We start from the raw sequence: 12610 nt of genomic DNA, 5'->3' as shown, positions 1-12610 counted from the left end.
CATGTTGGAAGTTCGTCAACTCAACAGTATTCGTGATGAACGAGTGCTGTTTGAAGACCTTTGCTTTACCGTGTCGCCCGGCGAGCTTGTTCAGGTTGAAGGCCCCAACGGTGCCGGAAAAACCACCTTGCTACGAATCATTGCAGGGTTGGGGTTAGCCGAATCCGGCGATGTGCTTTGGCAGGGAAAATCAGTGACAAAATCACGTGAAGAATTTTACAGTAATCTGCTTTTTTTAGGGCACAGCACTGGCGTGAAGCGTGAGCTGACTGCATTTGAAAATCTGGCATTTTATCAAAAAATGCACGGTGAGACCGATGAAGGCGCGCTTTGGGATGCATTGGCCCGAGTAGGATTAGCAGGACGAGAAGATGTGCCAGCAGCACAGCTTTCGGCAGGGCAAAACCGCAGAGTGGCATTAGCCAGACTGTGGATCAGCAAATCGCCGCTGTGGATACTTGATGAACCTCTTACCGCAATCGATAAGCAAGGCGTAAAAGTGCTGGAAAATCTCTTTCAAAAACATGTAGACGACGGAGGGATGGTGTTGTTCACCACCCACCAAGATATGTTTGACGGAAATCCGTTGTTGCGCCGCATTAGGTTGGGCGCGTAATGGGATTGGCCATGTATCAGGTGATTCGACGCGAACTGCTTATTGCGTATCGACGTCAATCAGACATGCTGAACCCGTTGTGGTTTTTCATCATAGTGATCACGCTTTTTCCGCTAGGGATTGGGCCCGGTCCAAACCTGCTGGCTGACATTGCGCCTGGTATTATCTGGGTAGCAGCGTTGCTAGCCGCTGTACTATCCCTAGAGCGCTTGTTCCGTGACGACTTTATTGATGGGTCACTAGAGCAAATGTTATTGATGCCAGAGCCTTTATCGGTATTGGCTTTTGCTAAAATTGTTGCCCATTGGCTGCTGACAGGTTTGCCTTTGTTGATCATAAGTCCGCTATTGGCAGTATTACTGTCTTTAGATTGGGCAACTTATAAAGCCGTGGTGCTTACATTGTTGCTTGGTACGCCAACCTTGAGTTTTTTGGGGGCAATTGGTGTTGCGCTTACGGTAGGGCTACGTAAAGGTGGTGTTTTGCTCAGCCTTCTTGTTCTGCCTTTGTTCATACCTGTTTTGATCTTTGCAACGTCAGCGATCGAGATGGCCTCGAATGGCTTTCCGATCAACGGTCAGCTTGCGATTTTAGGTGCAATGCTGGTGGGTTCGGCAACACTCATGCCGTTTGCTGTGTCCGCAGCATTGCGTGTGAGCGTTCAATAGCCCCATTTTTGTGATTAATTGAGAGCGATAAAAGTAATGTGGAAATGGCTTCATCCTTATGCCAAGCCAGAGGCAACCTACAAGTTATGTAATACGCTATTGCCTTGGTTTGCGGTACTCGCACTGTTGTCTTTGATTACAGGTACAGTTTGGGGTTTGGCATTCGCGCCCGCTGACTATCAGCAAGGCGATAGCTTCCGAATCATATACATTCATGTACCCGCGGCCATTTGGTCAATGGGCGCTTACATGTCGATGGCCATTGCCGCGTTCATTGGTATGGTGTGGCAAATCAAAACGTCTGATTGGGCGGCAGCGGCGATGGCGCCGGTGGGGGCCGTATTTACCTTTATCGCACTGGTGACTGGTGCAGTATGGGGCAAGCCTATGTGGGGTGCATGGTGGGTGTGGGATGCTCGCTTAACGTCTGAACTTATTTTGCTGTTCCTTTATCTCGGTGTTATCGCGCTCTACAACGCATTTGATGATGACCGCACGGCCGCTCGTGCCGCGGGAATTTTGGCGATGGTTGGTGTGATTAACTTGCCGATTATTCACTTCTCCGTAGAGTGGTGGAATACCCTGCATCAGGGGGCAACTATCACTAAATTTGCCAAGCCATCGATAGCCTCTGAGATGTTGTGGCCATTGCTGCTTAACCTATTTGGCTTTGCATTCTTCTTTGGCGCTGCGACATTGATGGCGCTGAAAAACCAAATATTACAACGTGAATCGCACCGTCCGTGGGTACGTGAATTGGTAGGGAGAGCTTAGCCATGCATTTTAGTTCCTTCTCCGCATTTTTGGATATGGGTGGCTATGCCGCTTATGTTTGGAGTTCATTTGCAATTACGTTTTTCGCCATGTTTTGGGTGGTGTTTTCGGCCCATCTCACGCGTCGAAAATTGTATCGCGAAATTAAGAACAAAGTTGCCCGAGAGCAACGTATTGAGAAAGCCCAAAAGATGGAGAACACCTTATGAACCCAAGACGTAAAAAACGATTAGGGCTGGCGCTTGCTCTGGTACTAGGGGTTGGCTCCACCGTTGGTTTGATGGTGTATGCGTTGAATCAGAACATGGATCTTTTCTACACACCAACCGAAATCGTGCAAGGCAAACCCGACGGTTCTAAACCTTATGTTGGCCAGCGACTTCGCATTGGTGGCATGGTGGTTGAAGATTCAGTGAGTCGTGATCCTGAATCGTTAAAAGTGACGTTTAGAGTGGCGGACATCGGCCCTGAAGTGACTGTCGAATTTGAAGGCATTCTTCCTGACCTGTTCCGTGAAGGGCAAGGTATTGTGGCGCAAGGCGAACTTATCAACGCGACGACTGTTTACGCGAGTGAAGTGCTTGCGAAGCATGACGAAGAATACATGCCACCTGAAATTGCGGAAGCAATGAACAAGAGCCACACGCCGCTTGAATACACTGAGCAGCAAAAACAAGGTAACTACTAATGATTGCTGAACTGGGCAATTTTGCCCTCATGATTTCACTGGGCTTTTCGGTCTTGCTGAGCATTTACCCTCTTTGGGGCGCTCAGGTCGGAAACCAAGCCATGATGCGCTCAGCGCGTCCTTTGGCCATCGGCATGTTCCTCATGCTGCTTATGTCATTTTTTGCATTGAGCTGGGCATTTTACGTCAATGACTTTACGGTTACCTATGTAGCCAGTAATTCCAACAGTGCGCTGCCTTGGTATTATCGTCTTACCGCAGTTTGGGGCGATCACGAAGGTTCTTTGCTGCTTTGGGTGTTAATCCAAGCGGGTTGGACATTGGCGGTTGCGATCTTTAGCCGTGGCATGCCACAAGAGTCTGTGGCGCGTGTTTTGGCTGTCATGGGTATGATAGGTGTTGGTTTCTTACTGTTTATCATTGTTACCTCGAACCCGTTTGAACGCACATTGCCTTACTTCCCTGTAGACGGTCGAGATCTGAACCCTCTGCTGCAAGATCCCGGTTTGATTATTCACCCACCAATGCTTTACATGGGTTATGTGGGCTTCTCCGTCGCGTTTGCTTTCGCCATTGCCTCCTTGATGGCTGGACGCCTTGATACCGCATGGGCGCGCTGGTCTCGCCCTTGGACGACGGCCGCGTGGGTTTTCCTAACCATGGGTATCGCACTGGGTTCATGGTGGGCTTACTACGAACTTGGCTGGGGTGGCTGGTGGTTCTGGGATCCTGTCGAAAACGCATCATTCATGCCTTGGCTAGCGGGTACTGCATTAATGCACTCCTTGGCTGTGACAGAGAAACGCGGCACGTTTAAAGCGTGGACGGTCTTGTTAGCTATCTCTGCGTTTTCTTTAAGTCTATTAGGTACTTTCTTGGTTCGCTCTGGCGTGCTGGTTTCTGTTCACGCCTTTGCGTCTGATCCTGCTCGTGGCTTGTTTATTCTGGCATTCCTTGTCGCAGTTATCGGTGGCTCATTGTTGCTGTATGCGTTACGTGCGTCAGAAGTGCGATCGCGCGGAAACTTCGAATTGGTATCACGTGAAAACGTGCTACTCGCGAACAATATTCTCCTGATTGCTGCGCTGGTGGTTGTGCTGCTCGGTACGCTACTGCCTTTGGTTCACAAACAGATTGGTTTAGGGTCGGTTTCTATCGGCGAACCTTTCTTCAATCTTCTGTTCACTTGGCTTTCGGTTCCATTTGTTTTTCTTCTAGGGATTGGTCCGCTAATTCGTTGGAAACGTGACAACCTGAAAAACGTGAAGAAGGAATTACTTTTCAGTGGTGTGGCTTCTGTTGCTATTGGTGTTGGTCTGGTTTGGATTTTCGCAGATACCTTCAAACCATTAGCGGCACTAGGCGCAGTGATGGGGCTTTGGATTGCCATTCTGCTCTCGATAGAATTGTACCAACGCGCTACGCACCGTCACAATTTGATGACTGGGTTAGGTAAGCTAGGCCGCAGTCACTGGGCGATGGTATTCGGGCATCTTGGTCTTGCGATTTCAATATTGGGTATTGCGATGGTGCAAAACTACGATATTGAACGTGATGTGAAAATGGCGCCTGGTGATAGTGTCCAGATGCAAGGTTATGAGTTCCGCTTTGCGGGTTTGCGCGATAAAGACGGCCCAAATTACGATGGCTACGTGGCAGATTTCGATATTTATCGTGGTGACAAGCGGATCAATACACTGCATGCAGAAAAACGCTTTTACACCGTACAGCGTTCAATGATGACTGAAGCAGATATTGATCGTGGCATTACACGAGACTTGTATATCGCGATGGGCGAGCGTTTGGATGATGGTGCTTGGGCAATCCGTATTTACTATAAGCCGTTCGTTCGCTGGATTTGGTTGGGTGCATTGATTATGTCTATTGGTGGTTTGCTCGCCATGTCTGACAAGCGTTACCGTTTTCGCAAAAAATCAGACTTGGCAGTCTCTGCTGAACCCGTGAAGGAGGCGTGAACGTGAAACGTCCTTTACTCTTTATCCCGTTTGTCGCGTTTATGGCGCTGGTTGCTGTGTTCTTTGTGCAGCTTGGTAAAAATGCGGAAGGGGATGACCCAACCAAGTTAGAGTCTGTGCTGGTGGGTAAACCTGTGCCTGAATTTCGTTTAGAAGATCTGACCGAAGCCGGCAAATTGTATGATCAAGACATCTTCAAAGGTCAGCCGTTATTGCTAAACGTGTGGGCAACATGGTGCCCAACCTGTTACGCAGAACACACGTACCTAAATGAGTTAGCGGCTAATGGCGTAAAAATTATCGGCCTGAACTACAAAGACGATCGTGTTAAAGCCATTGGTTGGTTAAATCAATTGGGCAACCCTTATCTGGTGAGCCTGTTTGATGGTAACGGCATGCTGGGGCTGGATCTGGGTGTGTACGGCGCGCCAGAAACCTTCCTTATCGATGCAAATGGTGTGATCCGTTATCGCCATGTTGGTGACGTTAATGAACGAAATTGGCAGGATAAACTTGGGCCAATGTATGAGCAAATGCTTGCGGAGGCCAAAGGATGATTAAGCGTTTTTGGCTAGTGCTTCTGCTCGCAGCTAGCGCCGTGTTTTCGGTCTCTGCCGCGATTGAGGTGTATGAATTTGATACGCCTCAGCAAGAAGATGCATTTAACAAATTAGGCAAAGAGCTTCGCTGCCCTAAATGCCAAAACAACAATATTGCTGATTCGAATGCCGGACTGGCTCAAGACCTTCGTTTGAAGGTCTATGAGATGCTAAAACAAGGCAAGAATGAAGATGAGATTGTGGAATACATGGTGGCGCGTTATGGCAACTTTGTTACCTACAATCCGCCGCTGACACCTTCTACCTTGATTCTGTGGGCTGGCCCTGCAGTGTTTGTGATTATTGGGTTTACCGTTTTGGTCATGCGCAGTCGAAAACCAAAAGCCAACGTCGCGCAAGCTCAGCTTGATGCTGATGAACAAGCGCGTCTCGCCGTGTTGTTGGGTGGCGACACCGAAAATAACCCGCCTGCCAATAAAGATAACCCGTCTGCCAATAAAGATAACAAGGATACAAACGGATGACCGAATTGTGGTTCTGGCTGATCACAGCCTTAATGGTACTTGTCTCTGTTGGACTCTTTGTGGTGCCGATTTATCTGGGTAAAGACCAAGATGAAGCGGCCAGCCGTGATGAATTGAATAAAGCCTTCTTTCGTGATCGCATGGATGAGTTGGATGAAGAAGCCGATGAAGGCCTAGTCGACAACCAAAGTGAATTGGCTGTCGAGCTTCAACAATCACTGCTAGACGATATTCCGCAAAGCAATACCGCAAAGACCCAAAGCAAAGTATCGATGCTGATGCTTTTACCGGGGGTGCTTATTCTGGTTGGTTTGAGTTATGCGCTTTACTTCCTTGAAGGCAATCACCAGCAGGTTGTCGCGTGGCAGGAAACAGCTGAAAGATTACCTGAGCTATCGCGTCGTCTGATGTCTGACAGCGAAGAGCCAATGACTGACCAAGAAATGGCCGATCTTACCTTGTCGCTTCGCACTAAGCTTTCACAAACGCCAGACGATGCCATGGGCTGGTTGCTGTTAGGTCGTATTGGTTTAGCGAATCGTGATATTCAAACCGCGGAAGGCGCGATGGGTAAAGCGTATCGACTCATGCCAAACGACAGTGACGTGAAGCTTGGCTACGCCCAGTCTTTGATGTTGAGTGGTGACGAAACAAACGTTGAAACAGCGCGAAATCTGCTGCGTCAGGTTATCAAGACAGATCATGGCAACCTGCAAGCCTTGTCTCTACTTGCATTCGAAGCGTTCGAACGCAATGCTAATGATGAAGCCATTGCCGCATGGTCAACCATGAAGCAGCTTCTGCCTGAAAACGACCCTCGTATCTCGATGCTGGATCGCAGTATTGCACGCGCACAAGCACAAGTTGGTGCAGGTAATGGTCAAACGGTTTCTGTGACAATTTCACTGGATGACGCAGTCGGTATTCCTGATGAGGGCATACTTATTGTTTCTGTTCACTCTGCCGACGGTGCGCCAATGCCCGTGGCCGCGAAGCGAATCCCTCTCAGCAGTTTCCCGCTGGATGTGGAGCTCACCGATGCAGACAGTATGATCCCAGAGCGTCTGATGTCGTCACTACCAAATGTGCTGGTCAAAGCTCGCATTGATCGTGATGGCAATGTGATGACTAAAGATGGCGATTGGTTTGGTGAGAGTGAGCCATTTGCCCTAGGCGGTTCATCACAGATAGTGATTAACCAAAAGAATTAGCCGAATTATCGCCGACCCACTTTGACATGTCGTTCTTATCTGAGCATGCATTTTGAAGTTACTCGGGTATAATTGAGGAAAAATGGATAAGGCTGGTGAATAACCAGCCTCTTTTTTAGGAAAAATATTAATAATGTGGAAACGTCTGATATTGGCAGTTGGCGTTATTATTGGATTGAGTGGTTGTGCGCAGGCGCCTGATGAAAGCGCCGTGGATGCGGAAACAAATGCTGAATTTGACGTCTCGCACCCGAATGATCCCTTTGAAGGATTCAACCGCGCCATGTGGGCCTTCAACTATGACATTTTGGATCCGTACATAGCCCGTCCGGTTTCCCTCGCCTATGTCAATTACGTCCCAAGCTTCGCCAGAACAGGGGTGTCAAATTTTATTGATAACCTTGGAGAGCCAGCGAGCATGATAAACAGTATCGTGATGCTGGAAGGCGAGGCGGCGGTGACGCACTTTAATCGTTTCTGGATTAATACCGTTTTTGGACTGGCTGGCTTGATAGATATCGCCTCGGCAGCAAATATTCAAAAATTGGACGACCGACAGTTTGGTGATGCGATGGGGTATTACGACATCGGACAAGGCCCTTACTTTATGGTGCCTGTCTATGGTCCGATAACCTTGCGTGAAGGTGCTGGCGATATGGTTGATGACCTTTATCCACCTTTATCTCTGCTGACTCTGCCTCAATCTATTATTAAGTGGGCACTAGATGGGATGGAAGATCGTGCCGCTATGGTGCCGCAAGAGCCGTTGTTAGAAAATTCACCAGACCCGTATGCGTTCGCCCGTGATGCTTACTTGCAGCATAAAGAATTTAAAGCACGCGGTGGCAAAGCGATTGAAGAACCTGAACCGGACGACCAATATCTTGATGAAGATTTGTTAGACGAAATTGATAACTACTAGTAATAAACAGATAGCAACTAGTAATAAAAAGGTAGCAACAAAAATGGCCACTCAATGAGTGGCCATTTTTTATATCTGCTTACTTAGAAGCGATATGTCGCTTGAACGCCAGCCAGCCAAACGCTTCCGGTTGTTTGGCCTTCGAATTTACCGCCGAATAGCGCCCCTGATGCATCAGACTCAATACCTGGGCGTGGTTCAACCACGTTTGCATCTTTTGCGAAAATGTAAGTGAGGCCTGCATCTAGCGTGAGATTTTGAGACCACTCATAACCAGCTCCCAAACTTAGCCATAAACGATCGGTTTCTGGAATAGTAATGGTGCGGTTTGCGTCATCGACTGCAGCTGTATCATAAGCAACGCCTGAGCGAAGCTGGGTTTTGTCGTTGAGCTCATAGGTTGCGCCTACTGCAAAACGGTAGTTATCTTTCCAATTCTCTTGTTTTACGATTTGTGAAGGCTCAGAAAGAGAAGGAATGTTCGCTTCCAGCTTTTCAAATGTGCTCCAATCCGTCCAGTTCACGCTAGCATGTACCGCAACTTTTTCCGTCAACTGGTGGAAGCTTGCAAGCTCGGCAGTTGCAGGCAGAGTGAGTGCCATGCTTCCAGCATATTGTTCGTTACTCATCCAATTCATTGGATTAGAGTATTTTTCTTTATTGAACGCAAAACCATTCGCATGACCTTCAAGGTTCAAATCAACTTCTGATCGGTAGTTAAAGCCGATACGGTTAGCATCATTGATCTGCCAAGCGGCACCGGCCTGCCAGCCCCAAGATGTGTCGTCACCTTCCATGTATTTTAGTGTGGTGCCCGAAGGAACTAGACCGCCCATAAAGTCAGCGGAGCTCTTCGCCCCAATGCTGCCTTCACCCATTACAAAGCGAACGCCACCACCAATTGAGAATTGGTCGTTGATGCGGTAAGCAACGTTAGGGTTAATTTCCATGGTCATCACAGAGGCTTCATTGCCAAACTGCGTGCCTTTGAAGTTGTCGTCTAGCTTGGTGTGCATACCGAAGTTAGAACTTAGAGCAAGACCAAGGAACACCTGATCGTTCACTTGGTGTGACACATAGAAGTTCGGCACGACGGCAGCATCAGCAAAATCATGTGATGACGTCGCAGTTTCTTTGCCAGTCAGGCTAGTGGTAGTGCCATCTACATCAACGTTTGGGTCAACGTAAATCATACCCGCTGATACTTGTGTACCAGGCAGGTAAGTCAGCATGGCAGGGTTACGGAATTGTGCAGAGGCATTGTCAGCCATTGCCGCTTCACCCGCGTATGCGCGGCCCAAGCCTGTTGCAGAATACTCCGCAAGCTGAAAGCCAGCAGCCATTGCTGAAGTAGAAGAAAGAGAGCCAAGTGCCGCGGCAATCGCCAGCGGAAGAAGTTTGTTCTTGTTCATTATAATAGATTTCTTGTTTTTGAAGGTCGCTATAGGGTACTGACCAAAGCTTTGGATGCAATTTTAATGAACTAGGTTGAATATTTTTAGATGGAAATTTTGCTATGTGTTCCATCTTCCGATAGATCGTCTATATAAAGAGGTGTTTGGCACATGTGTACGCTGAAATTCAGCGAACACATGTATGGCTAAATTCGCCATTAGGCATGCTTATGTACGCTGAAAAAAGTAGATAACTGATAAGTAGTGAGACTTTTCTATCGATTTTCAGCGAACAAAAAAGGGAGCAATGCTCCCTTTTCTAATAGAAGTGATGTTCAGCCTTGTTAGAAACTACGGCTGTATTGCAGGCCCATTAGGATTGCATTCGCTTGGGTTGTAGCTGAAACAGAAGAAAGTGTTGACCCATCAAGAGGGTTTTGTGTGCTTTCATTAACCGACACCTTTTCCCCCATCAGATAAGTAAAACCAAAGTCGATCGTTGAGCTGCGATCAAGGTTGTAAGTTAAGCCTGTAGAGAACCACTGACGGTCGGAGTCTGGAACAGAAATTGATGTTAGTTCATCCTGTGCGCTGGTGTCGTACATGTAACCGGCACGCAATGTCCAATCATTATTCAGATAGTAGGTACCACCAATACTATAGTGCCAGCCATCTTGCCAACCGTAAGCTTTGTTATAGTCGCCACTGACTACACTACCTTGAAGGTTGGAGAATTCGATTTGATCAAATGCACCCCAACCGATGTACTGAACACTGTAGTGAACAGCAAACTTGGTGTCTTCGATTTTGTGGAAGCCTGAAAACTCTGCGATATCAGGCAGAGGCAATGTGATTGTCTGGCCTTTGTCGTCTTCAGCTTCAAACTCAGGGCTGTAACGGTAAGCAAAACCAAAGCGATTGTTTTCATCCAGTTCGTAAACAGTACCGACATTGAAGCCAACTTCAATCCCCGTTGCGCCATCAACACTTAGTAGAGGCTGGCCAACAAGAGGTTGGGTTTGAGTGTTAAGGCTCAACGCGCCAGTCACCTGCGCACTTGGTTTTCGGATTAAGGTGCCTTCCGCGTAGATAACATCGATACCAGCACCGAAACTCCATTGTTCGTTCAATCGGTAAGAGCCAGCCAGTCCAAAGTTGAAACTTTTCACATCGGTCAAGCCACCGTATTCTGCTGCTACATAGTCGTCAGCAAACTCAGTCTTGGTGCCAAAGTTGGAATACGCATTAACGCCAACCGCGAATTTCTCGTTCAATGGCATAATGAAGTGAATGTTTGGTGCGATGGATGTACCACCTACATCGTCAGTGTCATCAACTGTAGTGGCAGGGATTGCACCATTAGTTACTTCGCAAGCTGGACCGCAGTACTTAGCATCTTTGACTTCAATTTGTGTCGTGATGCTTTCAAAGCCTATAGAGAAGGCTTTCTCATCAAACAAAGCCATTGCTGCAGGGTTTCGTGCCATCACCGATGCGTTATCAGCGATAACGGCATCACCGGCAAACGCACGACCAATGCCTGTTGCTGATTGAGCATTTAGCTGGAAGCCAGCCGCGAGAGCTGATGTAGAACTTGCCGCAACAGCGATTGCCACTGCTGAACGGATAAACAGACGCTTCTTATTCATGGTGTGAATTAATCCAATGAAATTTATAATAGTTTTATAGTTTTATGTGCTTTTAAATAAGCTAGGTGGATTCTATTGTGTCGATCATTAATTGGAAATCTGACCAGTTATGAGGTGGCATCTCATAAACGAAGTCGTCATGGCGCAGGTTATTGTTCTTCATAGAAAATAAAAAGGGAGCCATCGGCTCCCTAGTTAAAGTGTAATAGAGTGTGTGTTTACGCTTTTTGATTCAAATGGCGCTTCAATTGTTCAGCAAGTGGAAGAATGTCTGCCCCTTCTTTACCCACAACAATCACACTGCTGCTATTCACAGGAAGTGAAATGGCTTCCATATTCCCATCGGTATATTTTTCCATGTTCGGCGTTTGCTGAGGGACAACAAATACCGTGAAGTCTTGGCCATTTTCAGCCTTTAACACCATGTGAACAGCATGTTTGTTATCAAAACTGCAGTGATTAAGATACGAAACCGTTCCTGGCAAACTACCACTAAAGCTTTTTCCAAGCGGAGACAGTTTGGCATTCACTTGTTGAATACTTGCCCCTTCATTGGCTTGTAAAGCAAACGGCCCCTCATCGTAATAATGTTGCAGGGCTATCTGCCCTAAGTTTTGCTGTATTGGCGAAATGGGGAATGCTTGCCAATTGAACTGCCCAAGCATCACACCAAACACAAAGGCGATTGAGGCCGCGATAGCCAAATGAAATTTTGGTTTTCTTTTTTCACGGATCACGTGGCTGCTTTGTTTAAACAACACTTTGTCGACCAAATCGTCGGGCACATCTACACGTAAAGCCTGATCAATTAGCGCATCTAAGTTGTCGAGTTCAGATGCCAGTTTTTGGTTGGCCGGTGAGGATAATTTTGCAGCCGACAACTCGGGATCATTATCTTGAGGGTCAGCCAGAAGGCGACGACGAAATTCAAGCTCGTCCATTCTTCGCTCCTCTTTGTGTCTCATTTTGATTGTCCATGAACTCTTTCAATTGGTTTCTCGCTCTAAACAGACGCGTCATTACCGTATTCTTGTTGAGATCCATGATTTCAGCGATTTCATCACCACTGAATCCAGCCATGACTTGCAAAACAAGCGGTTCGCGATATTCCGGTGACAAACGCATTATCTGTTTGTGAAGCCATTGCTGCTCTACCGAGGCTTCTTCACTAGGTTGCGTATTGTCTGCCACCTGATGGTCATCAATATCCACCAGTTCAAGCTGTTTACGCTCAAACCGACGGGCGTTTTCTCGGCGTAGTATGGTGATCAGCCATGCTTTCGCTGCATTATCATCTTGAAGGCTATCGAGCGAGCGCCAAGCACGAAGACAGGTCTCCTGTACAAGATCTTCTGCGACATGTTGGTCTTTGGTCAACCAATAAGCATAGCGAAAAAGATCTCGATGCCAAGCTCTCACGAGCGCTTCATATCTTCTTTGTTTTTCCATATCAGAAGAGACCTTGGCAGTTGACGATTTATTTCCAAATATTTTCAAACTCATCCGCGCTTTTCCTAAAAGTCTTAGCATTACCGTTACTTAACATTTTCGTAACGTGTCCATATGTACGCCATACTACCTTGGTGAATGCACAGTATCCCCAGACTAAAAACGAAGCATCTTCAATA

General features: G+C 47.3%; 14 protein-coding genes. 10 read left to right on the top strand and 4 right to left on the bottom strand.

The features are described from left to right. The first annotated feature begins 1 nt into the window (after position 1). The 10 genes from ccmA to AB8599_RS11390 all read left to right on the top strand — a co-directional run bounded on the left by ccmA (position 2) and on the right by AB8599_RS11390 (position 7939). Entirely contained in the window at positions 2-616 is a 615-nt protein-coding gene (gene ccmA / locus AB8599_RS11435; protein ID WP_407331047.1) for a cytochrome c biogenesis heme-transporting ATPase CcmA, read from the top strand. Then, positions 616-1284: a heme exporter protein CcmB gene (gene ccmB, locus AB8599_RS11430; RefSeq protein WP_407331046.1), complete on the top strand. Its 669-nt coding sequence runs from the start codon at positions 616-618 to the stop codon at positions 1282-1284. The genes ccmA and ccmB overlap by 1 nt, the downstream gene beginning before the upstream one ends. Before the next feature lie 36 nt (positions 1285-1320). Continuing rightward, the gene (locus AB8599_RS11425) at positions 1321-2058 is read left to right on the top strand and encodes a heme ABC transporter permease (RefSeq protein WP_407331045.1); all 738 of its coding nucleotides are present in this window, start codon (positions 1321-1323) and stop codon (positions 2056-2058) included. Between the two features lie 2 nt (positions 2059-2060). Continuing rightward, complete coding sequence (gene ccmD, locus AB8599_RS11420) at positions 2061-2267, top strand: heme exporter protein CcmD (RefSeq protein ID WP_407331044.1); 207 nt, start codon at positions 2061-2063, stop codon at positions 2265-2267. Continuing rightward, positions 2264-2746 carry a cytochrome c maturation protein CcmE gene (gene ccmE / locus AB8599_RS11415; protein ID WP_407331043.1) on the top strand — a complete coding sequence of 161 codons (483 nt, stop codon included), beginning with the start codon at positions 2264-2266 and terminating at the stop codon, positions 2744-2746. The genes ccmD and ccmE overlap by 4 nt, the downstream gene beginning before the upstream one ends. Next, entirely contained in the window at positions 2746-4722 is a 1977-nt protein-coding gene (locus AB8599_RS11410) for a heme lyase CcmF/NrfE family subunit (RefSeq protein WP_407331042.1), read from the top strand. The genes ccmE and AB8599_RS11410 overlap by 1 nt, the downstream gene beginning before the upstream one ends. A gap of 2 nt (positions 4723-4724) precedes the next feature. Beyond that, on the top strand, positions 4725-5279 hold the full coding sequence (locus AB8599_RS11405) for a DsbE family thiol:disulfide interchange protein (protein ID WP_407331041.1): 555 nt from the start codon (positions 4725-4727) through the stop codon (positions 5277-5279). Then, positions 5276-5806, top strand: a complete 531-nt coding sequence (locus tag AB8599_RS11400) for a cytochrome c-type biogenesis protein CcmH (protein ID WP_407331040.1) — start codon at positions 5276-5278, stop codon at positions 5804-5806. The genes AB8599_RS11405 and AB8599_RS11400 overlap by 4 nt, the downstream gene beginning before the upstream one ends. Next, entirely contained in the window at positions 5803-7017 is a 1215-nt protein-coding gene (ccmI, locus tag AB8599_RS11395; RefSeq protein WP_407331039.1) for a c-type cytochrome biogenesis protein CcmI, read from the top strand. The genes AB8599_RS11400 and ccmI overlap by 4 nt, the downstream gene beginning before the upstream one ends. A gap of 133 nt (positions 7018-7150) precedes the next feature. Continuing rightward, a complete protein-coding gene (locus tag AB8599_RS11390) occupies positions 7151-7939 on the top strand; it encodes a VacJ family lipoprotein (RefSeq protein WP_407331038.1) in 789 nt (262 codons plus the stop codon). A gap of 83 nt (positions 7940-8022) precedes the next feature. On the opposite strand, the gene AB8599_RS11385 is transcribed toward AB8599_RS11390, so the two are convergent. The 4 genes from AB8599_RS11385 to AB8599_RS11370 form a co-directional block, all read right to left on the bottom strand. After that, the gene (locus tag AB8599_RS11385; RefSeq protein ID WP_407331037.1) at positions 8023-9351 is read right to left on the bottom strand and encodes an outer membrane protein transport protein; all 1329 of its coding nucleotides are present in this window, start codon (positions 9349-9351) and stop codon (positions 8023-8025) included. Positions 9352-9677: 326 nt separating this feature from the next. Next, the gene (locus AB8599_RS11380; protein WP_407331036.1) at positions 9678-10982 is read right to left on the bottom strand and encodes an outer membrane protein transport protein; all 1305 of its coding nucleotides are present in this window, start codon (positions 10980-10982) and stop codon (positions 9678-9680) included. 218 nt (positions 10983-11200) lie between these two features. Next, positions 11201-11923: a DUF3379 family protein gene (locus AB8599_RS11375; protein WP_407331035.1), complete on the bottom strand. Its 723-nt coding sequence runs from the start codon at positions 11921-11923 to the stop codon at positions 11201-11203. Continuing rightward, the gene (locus AB8599_RS11370) at positions 11910-12485 is read right to left on the bottom strand and encodes a sigma-70 family RNA polymerase sigma factor (RefSeq protein ID WP_407331034.1); all 576 of its coding nucleotides are present in this window, start codon (positions 12483-12485) and stop codon (positions 11910-11912) included. Before AB8599_RS11370 ends, AB8599_RS11375 begins: the two co-directional genes overlap by 14 nt. Positions 12486-12610 lie beyond the last annotated feature (125 nt).

The sequence above is a fragment of the Enterovibrio litoreus genome (genome assembly GCF_045679545.1).
Classification (GTDB): Bacteria; Pseudomonadota; Gammaproteobacteria; order Enterobacterales; family Vibrionaceae; genus Enterovibrio.
The sequence above is the reverse complement of the archived record's forward strand: the minus strand, read 5'-3'. Positions and strand labels throughout refer to the sequence as shown.